The organism is Kribbella kalugense (genome assembly GCF_004365875.1).
Lineage (GTDB): Bacteria > Actinomycetota > Actinomycetes > Propionibacteriales > Kribbellaceae > Kribbella > Kribbella kalugense.
Genome location: NZ_SODF01000001.1, coordinates 2982521 through 2998440, shown reverse-complemented (window position 1 = coordinate 2998440; position 15920 = coordinate 2982521). Strand labels below are relative to the sequence as shown.

Here is a 15920-nt window from a genome sequence, read left to right as displayed (position 1 = left end):
CAGTAAGTTCCTGTCGGGAACTCACTCTAGCCGACGGAGGACAGGCATGTACTGGCGCCGGATCGCGGACCTTCCCGCCTGGCTCAAGGCGGTCATGGTCGGCCAGCTGGTCAGTTCCGCCGGCGCACTCGCGTGGATCTACCTCACTCTCTACCTGGTCGAGGATCGCGGCATGTCGGCGCAACAGGCCGGCTTCGCGGCAGCGGCGTACGGCGTTGGGCTGCTCGGTGGCAACCTCGGCGGCGGCTGGTTCGGCGACCGTTTCGGCCTGCGTACGGCGGCCGTCGCCAGCCAGCTCGCCTGGGTCGTCACCTGCTGCGCGATGCCGTTGGTCCCGGGCGCGTGGATCGCTGTGGTTGCCGCGCTCGCCGGCCTGTGTGGCGGTGCGAGCCGCCCAAACCTCAGCGCTCTCGTCGCCACAGCCCTGCCGGCCGAGCGCCGTCGCGAAGGCATCGCGTTGTCCCGGACCGCAAGCAACGCGGGCTTCACCATCGGCCCACCGCTCGGCGGACTCCTTGCCGCGTACAACTTCTCGCTCGTCTTCGTCGTCGACGCCGTGACCAGCCTGATCATGGCCGCCATCATCTGGCGCTTCGTCCCGGCCGCCCGCCGTACCTCGACCGTCCGCTCCGACGGCGGCCTCTGGCAGGCCTTAGGACGCGACCGCACCGTGCTGGTTCTGCTCGCGACGATCGTGGTCGTCGACACCGTCTACCGGCAGATCTTCGCGACGATGCCGCTGCTCCTACGCGATGCCGGTACGTCGGCGGTCGCGTACGGCGTACTCATCGGAATCAGCTCGGTCGTGATCGTCGTCTGCGAGGCCCCACTCGCCGTACGGCTCCGCGGTCATCGCGCGACCCTGGTCATCGCGATCGGCTTCGTGCTCGTCGGCGTGGGGCTCGCGATTCTGGGCGTCTGGCCGGTGCTCGCCGGAGCGACGCTGGCGATCGTGGTGATCACCGCGGGGGAGATGCTCTACAAACCGACCGCCACCGCCCACGTCGCCGACGCGGCGCCCGAGGGGATGGTCGGCCGCTACTCCAGCTTGTACGCCGCCGCGTCCATCAGCGGCATGTTCCTCGCGCCGGCCATCGGGGGATCGGTGTACCAGCACGCTCCGCACGCACTCTTCCCAGTCGCGGCCGCGCTGGCTGTGGTCGCGGCCGCCGCACTCCTCATCGGCCGACGGCGAGGCGTTGGTCGACCGCAGGTCAGGCGTCAGGCAGCGGCGCCGGCCGACCCTCCCAGCGAGTCGACAACACAACCGTCGTACGAGTCCTGACGACGCCGTTCACCCGCCGCAGTGAGCCAACGACCGCCTCGAGCTGAGTCACGTCCGCGACCCGGACCTTGACCACCAGCTCCTGGTCGCCGGCGACGTACCAACAGTCCTCGACGGCGACGATTTCCCGGACCTGCTCGACGATGTCGTCGGTCTCGACGTCGTCGCGCTGGAACAGCCCGATCAGCGCGCTCGTCCCGAGTCCGACCTGGTCCGGCGCGACCACGGCGCGGTACCCGAGGAGTACGCCGCGCTCTTCAAGCCGCCGTACCCGCTCCTGGACGCTCGGGCCGGACAGGCCGACCACCCGGCCGAGCTCGGCCCAGCTGGAGCGGCCGTTCAGCCGGAGCGCCTCGATCAGCTGACGATCGGTCGCGTCCATGACTCCTCCTGTTCACCACAGATTCTAAGGCTGGGAATGATCCTGGCCTTTAATTCGTTTGAGAGAGAGTAGTTGAAACCGTATAATTCCAGGTACTGGGGTGAGTCCGCCCCAGCATCGCCGTACCAACCCCGTGAAGGAATCATGATCACCCCCGAAGTTGCCCGTGCCCACATCGACGAGCGGCATCGCCTCGCTGCGCAGGCCCGCCGCGCGCACGCCGTACCGTCTGCCTGGCGCCGGCTGCTGACCCGTCACGTCCGCCACAGCTGACCTCTTCACGCGACCGGTGTCCTCCTGAGGCCACCGGTCGCTGTCGTCCGGGCGGCCACGAGATAGGCTTCGCTCCATGTTCTCGATCCTCGTGCCGCAGGTGGCGGCCATCGAAGCGGCCGCCGTCGAGGCGTCGCACATCTCGAAGTGGTGGTACGGCGGGTTCGCGCTGGTCGTGTTCCTGCTGCTGCTGGCCGTCACCGTCATCATGGGCAAGGGCCGGCCGCACAGCTGAGCGGCTGTTGAAGGGCTGACGTGGCGTTTGTGGAGCGGATACGACGTATCGGCGTGATGGGTGGCACGTTCGACCCGATCCATCATGGCCACTTGGTCGCGGCCAGCGAGGTGCAGTCGTACTTCGACCTCGATGAAGTCATCTTCGTCCCGACCGGGCAGCCGTGGCAGAAGTCGGATCGGCTCGTCTCCCCGCCCGAGGACCGGTACCTGATGACCGTCATCGCGACGGCGTCGAACCCGCGGTTCTCGGTCAGCCGGGTCGACATCGACCGGCCGGGACCGACGTACACCATCGACACCTTGCGGGACCTGTCCCGGCTGTACCCGGACGCCGAACTGTTCTTCATCACCGGCGCCGACGCGCTCGCCCAGATCCTCACCTGGCGGGACGTGGACGAGACCTTCAAACTCGCCCAGTTCGTCGGCTGTACCCGGCCGGGGACCGAAGGGCTCGAGTTGCCGCTGGACCAGCTGCCGATGGACCGGATCACCCTGCTCGAGGTGCCGGCGCTGGCGATCTCGTCGACCGAGTGCCGCGCCCGGGTCGCCAAGGGCAACCCGATCTGGTACCTGGTGCCGGACGGCATCGTCCAGTACATCGCCAAGCGTGAGCTCTACACCAACCGTTAGTTAGGAACCACATGCCAGCCAGCGAACGCGCCATCGAGCTGCTCACCGCGGCGGCCGAAGCGGCCCACGACAAGAAGGCGGACAACGTCCTCGCCTTCGACGTGTCCGAGCAGCTCGCCATCACCGACGCGTTCCTGGTCGCGTCAGCCTCCAACGACCGCCAGGTCCGCGCGATCGTGGACGCGGTCGAGGAGAAGCTGCGCGTCGACTTCGACGCCAAGCCGGTACGCCGCGAGGGGGCGCGCGAGGGTCGTTGGGTGCTGCTCGACTACCTCGAGGTCGTCATCCACGTCCAGCACGACGAGGAGCGCGCGTTCTACTCGCTCGAACGGCTCTGGCGCGACTGCCCGGTCATCCCGCTGCCGTCGCCGATCCCGACCGCTGAATGACCGCGGGCCGACTGATCGTCTGGCGGCACGGCCGGACGGAGTGGAACCTGCAGGACAAGATCCAGGGCCAAGCCGATATCCCACTCGACTCCGTTGGAGTCGCACAGGCCCGCGACGCCGCCGCACGCCTCGCCTCGCTCGCGCCCACCCGCCTGTTCGCCAGCGACCTGCAACGCGCCGCTGCCACGGCCGCTGAACTCGCGGTGCTGACCGGCCTGAAGGTCGAGTACGACGAAGCTCTGCGCGAGATCGACGTCGACGACTGGGCCGGCCTCACGTCGTCCGAACTCGCGGCCATCAACCCGGAAGCCGCCGCCCGCATCCGCAGCGGCGAAACCCAACGCCGTGGCTCGAACGGTGAAACCGTCGAAGAGGTGGCCGACCGGTTCGCCGCGGCGCTGTCCCGCATCTGCGAACAAGGCACCGCCGAAGACACCATCGTCATCGCCACCCACGGCCTGGCCGGTCGCGTCGGCATCTGCCAGTTCCTCGGCATCCCGCAAGCCAACTGGCCCGCGTTCGGCGGCCTCTCCAACTGCAACTGGGTCTCCCTCCTCCCCGGCCGCCACGGCTGGCGAATCGAAGAATGGAACGCCGGCTCCCTCCCCGAACCGGTCATGAGCGACGACCCCCAGCGGTAGAACCTCCAAAGGACACCGCTCCGCGGCGGCTGTCTTGTTGACCGCCTCCGGTGGCGCGTGGACTGCTGTCCGATCTAGCGCTCCCGGCGGATCGACTGTGAGAGCGGCTCCTTTGCGGAAAGAAATTTGCAGATAGCGCAAACTTCTTTCCGCAAAGGAGCGGTCGTCGCCCGGCCCCGGAAACTGTCTTGGGTCGACTGCGTTGCCGCGGACGGTGAACCGAGAGCCGCGGTCAGTGGGGGCGTTGCATGATCACGTAGCGCTCGGAGTCGGCGAGGGCCACCCGGGACAGGGTGAAACCGGCTGACTCAGCCTCCGTGATCAGCTCTTCGGCGGTGCGGCCGTAGGGCCGTCCGGTGGTGCGGACAGCCAGCCGGCGCAGCGTGTACGCGGGCAGCCTGGCCTCGTCGGTCGGCGGGACCGCCATCTCCTGCAGGATCAGCAGTCCGCCCGGCTGGAGTGCCCGGTAGATCGCGGCCAGCGTCCGCGCGCGGGTCGGCTCGGGAAAGAACGGCTGCGCCCAGAACGCCGTACCGAACTCATCCACGGCGTCGAACTCCTGTGCGTCCAGACACCTGAACTCGGCACGATCCTGCACTCCCAGTGTCTCCGCCCGGCGCCGGGCCTCGTCCACCGCGGCAGGTACGACGTCGATCCCCACCACCTGGGCCTCGGGGACGATCCGCGTGAGCGTCAGCGAGGTTGTCGCCACACCGCACCCGACATCGAGGAAGGGCTCCGACCGCAGCGCATCCGACAATTCCGGAAGATGCTCAAGCCACTGCTCGTACTCGATCCTGGTGATCTCGTTCGGCCGACCCCCCGAAGCGCGCGCCACAACGAGAGCGTCCTGCTCCGTCATTGGCGTCGGATCTGGCGCAGCCGCCGCGCGACATTGCTCGACCGTCAGCGCGGAAGCATCGAGGATCTCGTCGAGCCCCATCAACGCGTCGTCGGCCACCAGTTCGGCGAAACTCGCGGTCAGCCGTACGGTCTCCGCCTCCTGCTCGACGATCCCGTGCGCATCCAGCACCGCGAGTACGTCGTCGAACTGCGCCGTCGCCAGACCCGAGAACGCGAGCAGCGCGGCCCGCTCACGAGGTTGACCGAGGTACTCGAACCAGCCGCGCTCCTGCAGCCCTCGCAGTACGGCGAACATCCGCGCACCGTTCGCCCAGCCGTGCACCTTCCCAGCAGCCTGCTGGGAGAGCGCGTTCCGATCGAGCAATTCCTGGTCAGAGGTGGTCAACACGAACCCAACCTAGACACACATCGGCTCACCCCGCACACCGTCGTACGCCGCCCCTCCACCGCCTCCAGCCACCCCATCAGCCCCACGACCGAACCGATTTTTCTTTGCCGGTGCACATCCGCTAAACTTCCGGAGTCCGCAAGACACCGCGGGGCTTTGGCGCAGTTGGTAGCGCGCTTCCATGGCATGGAAGAGGTCAGGGGTTCGAATCCCCTAAGCTCCACCGCAACACAGAGGCTCCTTCCCGGTTGGGGAGGGGCCTCTTCGCTTCGATCCGGGAGGATCCGTTGCTGTTGGTAGCGAGCATCGCCGGACAGAGCGTCGGGCTCGCATCGAAGGGGTGTTTGCGGGGGAGCGGCTTGAAGCGGCGCTCGATCTGTTGCAGCTGATCGATATCGCGTGGCACGACTGCTACGGCCCACGGGAGCTGGACGTGCCGCCTGCCGTACTCGACGACGTACTGCTGTTGTCGGGTGGCGACCTCGCCGCCCTGATCAGCGTGGCTCGCGAGGCCGTCATCGACTTCCGCGACGTCCGGATCGCCGCTGACGCAAACCGCGCGAAGAACAAGTAGCAGTCGGTTCGCGACCGCAGCGCCCTCATCCGGATGAACGCGTAGGCCTCGCTCATTGGTTCTTTGTGAAGGTTAGGTGGGTTATGCCGGTGGGGGTTGAGACTGACTCGATGTTGTAGGTGTGGTTTAGGGATTCGAGGTTGTCCCAGAGGCGGACGCCGCGGCCGAGGAGGATGGGGACGACTGCGATGTGCGCGTAGTCGATCAGGCCTTCGGCGAGGTAGTTGCGGACGACGGTGGGGCCGCCGCCGATCCTCACGTCCGCGCCGTCGGCCGCCGTGCGGGCCTGTGCGAGCGCTTCGGCCGGGGTGGTGTCGAGGAAGTGGAACGTCGTACCGCCCTCCATCTCGATCGAGGGGCGCGGGCGGTGGGTGAGGACGAAGACCGGCGTGTGGTACGGCGGATTGGGGCCCCACCAGCCCTTCCAGTCCGGGTCGTCCTGCCATCCGGGCGGGCCGAACTTGCCGGCGCCCATGATCTCGGCGCCGATCCCGGGGTTGTGCTCTTCGGCGAAAGCGTTGTCGGCGCCGAGCGTGCCGCCCGGCAGGTCGTCCATCGCATGGAAGAACCGCGTACCGACGAACCACTCGTGCAGCCGCTCGCCCGCGTGACCGAACGGCGCGTCGAGCGCCTGCCCTTCACCGGTGCCGAATCCGTCGAGTGAAATCGAGAAGTTGTGAACCCTGACCTCTGACATGACGTCGCTCCTTAGCTCCAGGGCACCGCGGTCCGGCGCCTCACAACCAGGTCGAAGCCAACCAAGCCGCTTTGACATGCACTTACAGGTTGTCGATGAGGTGGTTGAGGGTGAAGGTGAAGCGGTCCTGAGGGGTGCCAGAGGTTAGCTCGCGGGCGTAGCGGTTGGTGTTCGGGAACTGGTCGGCGGGGAGCGCGGTGAACCGGCGTACGAGTTCGTCCTGGCTGACGATCCAAGGGGTGTCGTCGCGAGATTGCCGTTGGGTGACCAGGGAGATCTCGAGCGTGTAGGCGCTGACGTAGAGGGAGAGGGCGTCGATCGCCCAGGCTGCCGGCTGCGGTTCGATGCCGCCGGCAAGGAGGATCGACAGCATTCCTTCGTGCACACGCAGTACGTCGAGGTTGGTGGAGACCATCGCCAGCGCGGCGTGGGAGATGCCGGGGTACTCGAGGTACTGGTCGCGGATCTGGGCGCAGACGTCGAGGATCTGGTCTCGCCAGGCGGCCGGATCGGGTTCCGGCAGCACCAGTTGGGCGCAGAGCCGGCCGATGATGAGCTCGTCGATGTCGGCCTTGTTGACCACGTGCGCGTAGAGCGACGCGGGGCCGGTGTCGAGTACGGCGGCGACGCTGCGCATCGTCAACGCGTCGTACCCCTGGGTGGAGACGACCTCGAGCGCCGCGTCGGTGATCCGCTCGACGGTGATCGGCGCCTTCCGGCGTCTCTGCTGCGCCGGTGAGGCGGCCGGCTGGGCGTGCCGGGCGGCGCGGCGTTCCTTCGGATCGACTGGCATGTGACTGACCCTACCGTTGACACGAACAATGTTCCAAGAGTAGAACTTAGTTCGTGACCATAGAACAATGTTCGTCAACCCCGCCTAGCCTGACTCTCCGGCGGGCCTGGCTCGTGCTCGCGGTGGTCTTCATCGCCGATGTGATGGATGTGATCGACTCGACCATCGCCAACCTGGCCGGCCCGTCGATCCGGGCCGACCTCGGCGGCAGTGAGACGACCCTGCAATGGGTGCTCACCGCCTACACCGCGGCCTTCGCCATCGGTCTGATCACGTCCGGCCGGTTGGGTGACCTGCTCGGCCGTCGACGGCTGTTCCTGCTGGGCATGGCCGGATTCACGCTCGCCTCGCTCGCCTGCGGGCTGGCACCGGGCGTCGGCTTCCTGATCACCGCTCGTGTCGTACAAGGCCTGTTCGGTTCGGTGATGATTCCGCAGGGGTTCGCGATGGTGAAGGTCGTCTTCCCGCCGCAGCAGTTGCGCAAGGCACTCATCCCGTTCGGTCCGGTGATGGGCCTGGCAACGGTCGCCGGTCCGATCCTGGCCGGTTGGCTGCTGCACCTCGACCTGTTCGGCAGCCAGTGGCGCTCGATCTTCCTGATCAACGTGCCGGTCGGCATCGTCGCCTGGATCCTCGGCTGGTTCCTGTTGCCGGCTAGGACCGGCGAGGACACGAACGCCCGGCTCGATCCTGTCGGCGTCGGGCTGCTGACCGCGGCCTCAGCGCTGTTGATCATTCCGCTGGTGCAGGGCCGCGAGCTCGGCTGGCCGTTGTGGACCTACCTGTCGATGGCCGGTTCGATCGTTGCCTTGGCGCTGTTTGTTGCGTCGGAACGGCGCAGCAGGCATCCGGTGATCACGCCCTCGCTGTTCGGTAAACGCAGCTTCGTTGTGGGCCTGGTGATTGTGGCGGCCTTCTTCGCAGCGCTGAGCGGATTCCAGTTGGCGTTCAACCTGCTGCTGCAGCTGGGCCTGCACTGGACTCCGCTACACACCAGCCTCACCTTGATCCCGTTGGCCCTCGGCAGCGCCGTCGCCGTCGGACTCGCCGGCGCCGTACTCACGCAGCGACTCGGCCGCACCACCCTGCAGCTCGGCCTCGGCATCGCCGTCATCGGGTTGCTCACGTTGTGGTGGACGATCGAGCATCGCGAGCTCACCTCCACAACCCTTGCCGCACCGCTGCTGCTGATCGGGTTCGGTACCGGTCTGGTGTTCGTCCCGATCTTCGACTTCATCCTCGGCGACGCCAGCACCGACGAGGTCGGCACCGGCTCCGGCATGCTCAACGCCGTACAGCAGTTCTCCGGTGCGCTCGGCGTCGCCGCTCTCGGTACGGCGTTCTTCGCGCGCGTCAACGCCACCGCATCCTCCTTCGACCACGCTGCCGTACTCGTGATCGGCATCGCCGTCGTGCTGTACCTGATCACCTTCGCCCTGGTGTGGCTGCTTCCGAAGCACGTCGTCGTACCAGCGGCGTGACCGGCTCGTGCCAGCGCCGTGTGCGCGACGCGTGTCACCGTCATTGCATGCCTTAGGCAACAAGCTTCGGAAGGGGAGTTCTTGTGCATGACGTGGTGATTGTGGGCGCCGGTCCGGTTGGGCTGTTTCTGGCTTGCGAGCTCGGTCTCGCGGGCTGTTCTGTGATGGTGATCGAGCGAGAGCTGGAAGGGCCGTCGCCGTGGCGGGCGCAGCCGCTCGGGATGCGGGGGCTGTCGGCGGCGTCGATCCAGGCGTTCGACCGGCGCGGGTTGCTGGAGCCCCTGTTGCCCGTCGGCGGAGGTGACGAGTTGCCGGCCACGCGGATGGTGGGTCATTTCGCCGGCATGATGGTCGATGCGGCCAACCTCGACGAGGCCGCGTTTCCGTTCCGGCTGCCGAGCCCGGTTCCCGACATCCTGATGACAAGCCTCGAGGTGATCGAGACTGTGCTCGCCGAGCGGGCGGTCAAGCTCGGCGTCGAGATCCACCGCGGTACGGCGGTCTCGGGCGTCACGCAGTACGACGAGAGTGTCGTCGTACGCGCCGGTGATCAGGAGTACGAAGCCCGCTGGGTTGTCGGGTGTGACGGCGGACGTAGCGTGGTGCGCGGACTGGCCGGATTCGAGTTCGTCGGGACGGAGCCGCAGCTCACCGGCTACACCATGCACGCGACGGTCGCCGGACTCGACAAGCTGCGCCCGGGCTTCAACGTGACGGCGGCGGGGATGTACATCCGGATGCGAACCGACAGCCACTTCAGCATGCTCGACTTCGACGGGGGAGCGTTCGATCGCTCGCAGCCGTTGACGCGCGACCATCTTCAAGCGGTACTGCGTCGTGTGTCCGGGACCGACGTCACGCTGACCGACTTGCACCTCGCGTCGAGCTTCACCGATCGCGCGATGCAGACTACGACGTACCGGCGAGGACGCGTCCTGCTCGCGGGCGACGCGGCGCACATCCACTCACCTCTTGGTGGGCAGGGGCTGAACACCGGTCTCGGCGACGCGATGAATCTGGGCTGGAAGCTCGCGGCGACCGTGCAGGGGTCGGCGCCGGACGGACTGCTTGACTCCTACACCTCCGAGCGTCATCCGATCGGCGCTTCGGTGCTCGATTGGACCCGGGCTCAGGTGGATGTGATGCGTCCGGGTCCGCAGGCGCAGGCGATCCAGGGAGTGATCCGCGATCTGCTCGGGACGCGCGACGGTACGACGTACATCGTGGACAAGCTGTCGGGATCGTGGATCCGCTACGACCTCGGCGGCGAGCATCCGCTGGTCGGCCGGAGCGCGCCGGACTTCCAACTCGAGGACGGCACCCGGCTCCGCGACCTGATGCAGGACGGCCGCGGCGTCCTCCTCGACTTCACCGGAAACCTCAAGCCGACTTGGGATGTCCGCTATGTCGCCGGGCCGGCGAAAAACGACCTCGGACTAGACGCGGTGCTCATCCGCCCTGACGGTTTCGTCGCCTGGACTGGTGATCAGGAGACATTCGACGAAGCCGCAGGCCGGTGGTTTCGGCAGGTCGACAGGTAGTGCACCTGCGGGACGCTGTACGCGTGCGCTCAGGTGCACTACCGGCAGTCCGACACCTCCTGTCGAGCTGCAAGACATCACGCGCGGCGGACGGTGATGTTGCCGCCGTGGGTGCGGGCGCGGACGGTTACGGTCCGGTCGGCGTGCTCGGAGGCGTCCAGGTCGTTGAACACCCGGCCGATCGAGGTGTGCGCGTCCAGCTGAGCGGCGGTTCCTGCAGGTACGCCGATCGCGACCTCGCCGGTGGCGGTGTACAGGTCGACCGCGCCGGTGCCGAGCGCGCCGACCCGGATGTCGCCGCTGGCGGTACGGGCGTTGACCGCCGCACCTGCCACGTCGACCGAGATGTCACCGGTGGCCGACTTGGCCCGCAGGTCGCCGGTCACTTCGCTGACCCGGATGTCGCCGTTCGCCGTCTTCAGCTCGCACGAGCCGATCTTGCCCTCGACGGCGTACGCGCCCTTCGCGGTGTAACCCTGCACGTCCGAGCCGGCCGGCAGCTCGATCAGCACCGCCACCTCGCCGTACTTCTTGCTGAACAAGGTCCGCAGTTTCGGGTGCTTGACCTGCAGCTTCCCGTCGGCGAACTCGATGGTGACGTGCGAGGCGGCCTGCACGTCCAGGTCCCAGGCCGGGTCGACCGGGCGGACCTCGACCACGGTGTCGGTACGGTCGCCGGCCTTGATCGTGATGTTGCCGAAGATGATGTCGATCGAGGCGGAGATCGGTGCGGGGGTGTTGTACGTCGTCATGGTGGTGTCCTTCTGAGTCGTTGTGGTGATGAGGACAACTCTGGTCATCGGCCCTGACACCGCTCCGCCACCGAGAGCGGACACGGCCACTGACACGGTGTAGGCGGCGTGTCAGGTGCGTGTCAGGGCGGCTGCCGAAGGTATTCCCATGACAACTTCGGCGATCGCGGTCTCAGGACTGCGCAAGGCATTCGGCGACAAGACCGTGCTCGACGGCATCGACCTCGATGTCCCCGCGGGCACCGTCTTCTCCCTCCTCGGCCCGAACGGGGCCGGCAAGACGACGACGGTGAACGTGCTGACCACGTTGACCAAGGCCGACGGCGGCACGGTCCGGGTGGCCGGGCACGACGTCGCCACCGAGGCCAAAGCGGTCCGCTCCGAGATCGGGGTCACCGGTCAGTTCGCCGCCGTGGACGAGCTGCTCACCGGCAGGGAGAACCTCCAGCTGATGGTGGACCTGAGCCCGGTGTCGGCAAAAGACGGCAAGCGGATCGTGACCGACCTGCTGGAGCGGTTCGACCTGGTGGAGTCGGCGGACAAGGCCGCGGCGACGTACTCCGGGGGTATGCGCCGCAAGCTCGACCTGGCGATGACCCTGGTCGGCAACCCGCGGATCATCTTCCTGGACGAGCCGACGACGGGCCTGGACCCGCGCAGCCGGCGGACGATGTGGACGATCATCCGCGAGCTGCTGGCCGACGGCGTGACCATCTTCCTCACCACGCAGTACCTCGACGAGGCCGACGAACTGGCCGACCGGATCGCGGTACTCAACAAGGGCAAGTTGGTTGCCGAAGGCACCCCCGACGAGCTCAAGCGGCTGATCCCCGGCACGCACGTGCGGTTCCGGTTCGCCAGCTTCGAAGACCTGGACACGGCCGCTCAGATCATGCCCGACTCGACCCGGGACGACGACGCGCTGACGCTGCGGGTCCCCAGCGACGGCGGCACCAAGTCGGTCCGGGCACTGCTCGACCGCCTCGACGAGCACTCGCTCGACGCCGAGGAGTTCTCCGTCCACACCCCTGATCTCGATGACGTATTCCTCGCCCTGACGGGCCACGACACCGCGGAGGTAGTCGCGAAATGAAGAACCCCTCGATGGTGATGCTGCGCCGCAACTTCAAGCACATCGCCCGCAACCCAACTTCGGTCTTCAACGCAGTCCTGATGCCGGTCGTGGTCATGCTGATGTTCGTGTACATGCTCGGAGACGCCTTCAGCGTCGGTGTTCCGTACGTCGACTATGCAACGCCCGGCATGCTCCTGCTGGCTGTTTGCTACGGACTCGGGTCGGTGGCGACGTCGGTGAACTCCGACATGACCAAGGGCATCATCAACCGGTTCAAGGTGATGGACGTCCCGCGTGGTGCGGTGCTGACCGGGCACGTGATCGCCAGCCTGATGACGAACCTGATCGCGATCGCGGCGATCATCGGAGTGGCCTTCGCGCTCGGCTTCAACCCGTCGGCGAACTTCGCCGAATGGCTCGGTGTGATCGGTATCGTCGTACTGCTTGCTCTCGCCTGCGGATGGCTCACGGTCGCTCTCGGCCTGTTCGCGAAGACTCCGGAGACGGCGGGTCTGGCCTCGGTGCCGCTGATCATGCTGCCGTTCTTCAGCAGCGCGATCGTGCCGGCGGACAAGATGGGTCCCGGTGTGAAGCAGTTCGCGGAGTACCAGCCGTTCACGCCGATCATCGAGAGCCTGCGTGGCCTGCTCAACGGTTCGGCCGCGTCCAGCGACCTGATCGCGGCGCTGGCCTGGCTGGTCGGGATCGCGGTCGTCGGGTACGTCTGGGCGACCTCGACGTTCAAGAAGCGAGCGTGACCGCGACCAACTCGGTCCAACTTGCCTGCTGCCCCTCTTCAGTCGCCTCGGTGAACAGCTTTTCACCGAGGCGACTGCGGGTTTCCTGCTCGATCCTGGTCAGATCCGGGTTGGACAGATCAGGTAGTCCGCGGACGGCGGCACTCGCGGCGAGCAGCCGCGCGGCCTGCTCGTCCTGACCGGTACGCAAGGCCAGGTCCGCGATCCCGACCAGCACCTGCGCGATGCCTGGGATGTGCCCGCTCTCGGTCGCCGCCTGGACCGCGGCGGTGCGGTGCTCCCAGGACTCGTCGAGATCGTCGGTCAGGTAGCCGAGCAGATCGTGCCGGATCATCCGCAGACTGGCTCCTTCGGCCTCGTTCCCCAGCAACGTGGTTGCGACGGCGAGCTGCCGGCGGGCCTCCTCGGTGTCGCCGCTCCAGCGCGCGAGTTCCGCCTTGGACAGCGCCAGTTCGACCAGTGCCTCCGGCCAGGCGACTCGTTCGCCCTGCCGTTGCGCGTCGGCCATCGCAGCCGCGCTCGCCTCCAGGTCACCGGCCAGCCAGTACAGCTGCGCCTGCCTCGACCGCATTCGTACGACGTCCTCGGTGGCGCCGACCTCCGCGGCGACCGCGATCGCCTGTTCGCAGTACTCGCAAGCAGCGGCGAACTCTCCGCGGACGGCGACCCGGTCCGCCAGTTCGGTCAGCGCGAACGACATCCCCCAGCGTTCGCCAATCGCACGGAACTCGGCCAGCGCCGTCTCGAGCAAGGCGTCGGCATCACGGTCGCCGTCGCCGAGCATGATGCGCATCTTGCCGGTCTGCAGACGTGCCAGCGCCTGAACCCAAGGATCGTCATCGGTGAGCAACGGCTCGAACGCGGACACGAAGGCGGCCGGCCCCTCCAGCAGGCGCTCCAACGCGGGCGACATCTTCACAGCCGGGTGCGTGGTCCCGACCCGTCGACCGATGTCGGCAGCCTTCCGGATCCATTCCTCCGCGTTGTACTGGTCCCGCCCTCGTCCCGACGTCATGATCCCGGTGACGAACGCGTACACCACGGCCAGCACCTCGTCGGCCACCTCACCGGGCAGGGCCGGGGCAGCCATCAGGTACTCGTTGCCCTCGACCTTGTGCCCGGCGAACCACCAGTACCAGCCGGCGCCCGCGGCGAGCCGCATCGCGCCGCCTGCCTCCTGCGCCGCGAGCGCGCCCCGCATCGCCGCGGCGATGTTGTCGTGGTCAGGTTCGAGGATCGCCAGCCATTCGAGCTGCTCGGCGCGGCGCAGATGCGGGTCCGCGGTCTCGGTCAGCTCGGTGAAGTACGCGAGGTGGGTACGACGGGTTGAATCGGACTCACCCGCCTCCGCGAGCCGTTGCTGGGCGTACTCCTTGATCGTGCCGAGCATCCGGTAGCGCGGCGTGCCCTCGTCCTTGGCGACCACCAGCGACTTCTCGGTCAACGCGGTCAGCAGGTCGAGCACCTCCCACGACTCGACCGCACCTCCGGCGCAGACCTGTTCCGCCGCCTCCAGGCTCGCGCCGCCGGCGAAGACCGAGAGCCTGCGCAGCACCGATCGCTCGGCCTCCGACAGCAGCTCCCAGCTCCAGTCGACGACTGCACGAAGCGTCCGGTGCCGGGGGAGCGCCGTACGACTGCCGCCGGTCAGCAAACGAAAACGGTCGTCGAGCCGGTTGGCCAGCTGCTCGAGGGACATGGTGCGCAATCTGGCCGCGGCGAGCTCGATGGCCAGCGGCATACCGTCCAAGGCCCGGCAGATGCGGGCCATCGTGGCCAGCGTCTGAGCGTCCGAGGTGAGATCTGCACGGACCGCGCCGGCCCGGTCCTGCAGCAGGCGAACGGCCGGCGAGTCGAGCTCCCCGCCTTCCGCGGGCAGGGCAAGCGGCGCGACCGGCCACAAAGCCTCACCGGTGATCCCGAGCGCCTCCCGGCTCGTCGCGAGGATCCGCAGCCGCGGGCACTCGCCGAGCACCCGATGGGCGAACGTCGCCGCCGACTCGATCACGTGCTCGCAGTTGTCCAGGATCAGCAGCATCGCCCGCTCGCGGACCGCCGCGATGACCCGGTCCGTCGGATCCGCCTCCGGTACGTCGCCGAGCAGCGCGTCCCGGAGTGCGAGCGCGGCCAGGGTCGCCTGGGCCACGTCACCGTCGGCGCCGATGGCCGCGAGCTCGACCATCCAGGCTCCGTCCGGCAGATCGCCGAGCAGGGTACGCGCGGATTCCCCGGCCAGCCTGGTCTTTCCGGACCCGCCAGGCCCGATCAGGGTGGTGAGTCGGTGTTCGGCGATGAGACCGCGGACGGCGTCGATGTCGGCGTCCTTACCGACGTACGTCGTCAGTTCTTCGCGGAGATTGGTGTTCCGCTTCTCGTCACGTCGTACCAGCTCGCCGCGCAGTAGGGCGACGTGGAGTGCGGAGAGCTCCGGCGAGGGGTCGACGCCGAGTTCGTCGGCGAGGATTTCCCTGGTGCGCTCGAACACCCGGAGTGCTTCGGTGTCGCGACCTGAGGCGACCAGGGCACGCATCAGCGCGGCAACGAGCCGTTCGCGGACCGGATGCGCGGTGACGAGATCGGTCAGCTCGGTGACCATTTCCGCGCCGTGACCGAGGGTGATCTCGGCGTCGTACCGATCCTCCATGGCAGCCAGGCGGAGACCGTCGAGCCGAGTCACGGCAGCGTCGAATGCCCCGCTCTCGGTCAGGCCGACGTCCTGCATCGCCGGACCGCGCCACAACTCGAGCGCCTCGCGGAGCAGTCGCACGCCCTGTGGATCCTGGTCCGTGCGGGCCCGAGCGACGAGCCGCTCGAACCGTACGGCGTCGACCGAGTCCGGATCCACCTGCAGCCGGTAGCCGTCCGTCTGCCCTTCGACCGATCCCTCCGGAAGGACCTTCCGGAGCCGGGAAACCAAGCGCTGCAAGGCGTTCGTCGCATCGGCCGGCGGCTGCTCACCCCAGATCCAGTCGACCAGAGCCGCCTTCGAAACGACGCGACCAGGCTCGAGCGCCAGCGCGATCAACAGCCCACGAAGCCGCGCCCCCGGTACGTCGGCGATGCCGCCATCGCCCGTACGCACCTCGAATGGCCCCAGCATCGCGATCTGCACCCGCCAGATTGTGCCATGGCGGCGGCCGGTCTCCGGCGGCGCACTTGG

At 67.7% G+C, this 15920-nt stretch carries 17 protein-coding genes and 1 tRNA gene; 12 read left to right on the top strand and 6 right to left on the bottom strand.

The features are described from left to right. Positions 1 to 46: 46 nt before the first annotated feature. A complete protein-coding gene (locus EV650_RS14015) occupies positions 47 to 1285 on the top strand; it encodes an MFS transporter (protein ID WP_134119033.1) in 1239 nt (412 codons plus the stop codon). On the opposite strand, the gene EV650_RS14010 is transcribed toward EV650_RS14015, so the two are convergent. Beyond that, positions 1215 to 1667 carry an Lrp/AsnC family transcriptional regulator gene (locus tag EV650_RS14010; protein ID WP_134119031.1) on the bottom strand — a complete coding sequence of 151 codons (453 nt, stop codon included), beginning with the start codon at positions 1665 to 1667 and terminating at the stop codon, positions 1215 to 1217. The two genes, EV650_RS14015 and EV650_RS14010, sit on opposite strands and share 71 nt — an antisense overlap. A 144-nt stretch (positions 1668 to 1811) precedes the next feature. Here EV650_RS14010 and EV650_RS41320 point away from each other — a divergent pair, with 144 nt between their 5' ends. The 5 genes from EV650_RS41320 (at position 1812) to EV650_RS13995 (ending at position 3837) form a co-directional block, all read left to right on the top strand. Continuing rightward, complete coding sequence (locus EV650_RS41320; RefSeq protein ID WP_255512034.1) at positions 1812 to 1940, top strand: hypothetical protein; 129 nt, start codon at positions 1812 to 1814, stop codon at positions 1938 to 1940. Between the two features lie 76 nt (positions 1941 to 2016). Then, the gene (locus EV650_RS40340; protein ID WP_166678110.1) at positions 2017 to 2175 is read left to right on the top strand and encodes a hypothetical protein; all 159 of its coding nucleotides are present in this window, start codon (positions 2017 to 2019) and stop codon (positions 2173 to 2175) included. A 20-nt stretch (positions 2176 to 2195) separates the two neighbouring features. Continuing rightward, complete coding sequence (gene nadD / locus EV650_RS14005) at positions 2196 to 2807, top strand: nicotinate-nucleotide adenylyltransferase (protein ID WP_134119029.1); 612 nt, start codon at positions 2196 to 2198, stop codon at positions 2805 to 2807. Positions 2808 to 2818: 11 nt separating this feature from the next. Further along, a complete protein-coding gene (rsfS, locus tag EV650_RS14000; RefSeq protein WP_134119027.1) occupies positions 2819 to 3196 on the top strand; it encodes a ribosome silencing factor in 378 nt (125 codons plus the stop codon). Then, positions 3193 to 3837 carry a histidine phosphatase family protein gene (locus EV650_RS13995; protein ID WP_134119025.1) on the top strand — a complete coding sequence of 215 codons (645 nt, stop codon included), beginning with the start codon at positions 3193 to 3195 and terminating at the stop codon, positions 3835 to 3837. Before rsfS ends, EV650_RS13995 begins: the two co-directional genes overlap by 4 nt. A gap of 232 nt (positions 3838 to 4069) precedes the next feature. Here the strand turns inward: EV650_RS13995 and EV650_RS13990 are convergent, their stop codons facing one another. Further along, positions 4070 to 5089, bottom strand: a complete 1020-nt coding sequence (locus EV650_RS13990) for a class I SAM-dependent methyltransferase (protein ID WP_134119023.1) — start codon at positions 5087 to 5089, stop codon at positions 4070 to 4072. Between the two features lie 150 nt (positions 5090 to 5239). Here EV650_RS13990 and EV650_RS13985 point away from each other — a divergent pair. Together EV650_RS13985 and EV650_RS13980 are read left to right on the top strand one after the other, a co-directional pair. After that, a tRNA-Ala gene (locus EV650_RS13985) sits at positions 5240 to 5312 on the top strand. A 117-nt stretch (positions 5313 to 5429) separates the two neighbouring features. After that, positions 5430 to 5663 carry a hypothetical protein gene (locus EV650_RS13980; RefSeq protein WP_134119021.1) on the top strand — a complete coding sequence of 78 codons (234 nt, stop codon included), beginning with the start codon at positions 5430 to 5432 and terminating at the stop codon, positions 5661 to 5663. 52 nt (positions 5664 to 5715) lie between these two features. On the opposite strand, the gene EV650_RS13975 is transcribed toward EV650_RS13980, so the two are convergent. Together EV650_RS13975 and EV650_RS13970 are read right to left on the bottom strand one after the other, a co-directional pair. After that, positions 5716 to 6360 carry a dihydrofolate reductase family protein gene (locus tag EV650_RS13975; protein ID WP_134119019.1) on the bottom strand — a complete coding sequence of 215 codons (645 nt, stop codon included), beginning with the start codon at positions 6358 to 6360 and terminating at the stop codon, positions 5716 to 5718. Positions 6361 to 6442: 82 nt separating this feature from the next. Continuing rightward, positions 6443 to 7153 (bottom strand): TetR/AcrR family transcriptional regulator, encoded by a 711-nt coding sequence (locus EV650_RS13970; protein ID WP_134119017.1) that lies wholly within the window; start codon positions 7151 to 7153, stop codon positions 6443 to 6445. Positions 7154 to 7206: 53 nt separating this feature from the next. Here EV650_RS13970 and EV650_RS13965 point away from each other — a divergent pair, with 53 nt between their 5' ends. Together EV650_RS13965 and EV650_RS13960 are read left to right on the top strand one after the other, a co-directional pair. Beyond that, positions 7207 to 8634, top strand: coding sequence for a DHA2 family efflux MFS transporter permease subunit (locus EV650_RS13965; protein ID WP_134119015.1), 1428 nt, complete (start codon positions 7207 to 7209; stop codon positions 8632 to 8634). Between the two features lie 83 nt (positions 8635 to 8717). Next, the gene (locus EV650_RS13960; protein ID WP_134119013.1) at positions 8718 to 10175 is read left to right on the top strand and encodes an FAD-dependent monooxygenase; all 1458 of its coding nucleotides are present in this window, start codon (positions 8718 to 8720) and stop codon (positions 10173 to 10175) included. A 77-nt stretch (positions 10176 to 10252) separates the two neighbouring features. Here EV650_RS13960 and EV650_RS13955 read toward each other — a convergent pair whose 3' ends face one another. Continuing rightward, the gene (locus tag EV650_RS13955; protein WP_238174197.1) at positions 10253 to 10975 is read right to left on the bottom strand and encodes a DUF4097 family beta strand repeat-containing protein; all 723 of its coding nucleotides are present in this window, start codon (positions 10973 to 10975) and stop codon (positions 10253 to 10255) included. 100 nt (positions 10976 to 11075) lie between these two features. Here EV650_RS13955 and EV650_RS13950 point away from each other — a divergent pair, with 100 nt between their 5' ends. Next, positions 11076 to 12020, top strand: coding sequence for an ATP-binding cassette domain-containing protein (locus tag EV650_RS13950; RefSeq protein WP_134119010.1), 945 nt, complete (start codon positions 11076 to 11078; stop codon positions 12018 to 12020). Beyond that, positions 12017 to 12760, top strand: coding sequence for an ABC transporter permease (locus EV650_RS13945; protein WP_134119008.1), 744 nt, complete (start codon positions 12017 to 12019; stop codon positions 12758 to 12760). The genes EV650_RS13950 and EV650_RS13945 overlap by 4 nt, the downstream gene beginning before the upstream one ends. On the opposite strand, the gene EV650_RS13940 is transcribed toward EV650_RS13945, so the two are convergent. Then, positions 12744 to 15872 carry an AfsR/SARP family transcriptional regulator gene (locus tag EV650_RS13940; protein ID WP_134119006.1) on the bottom strand — a complete coding sequence of 1043 codons (3129 nt, stop codon included), beginning with the start codon at positions 15870 to 15872 and terminating at the stop codon, positions 12744 to 12746. The two genes, EV650_RS13945 and EV650_RS13940, sit on opposite strands and share 17 nt — an antisense overlap. Positions 15873 to 15920: the final 48 nt, after the last annotated feature.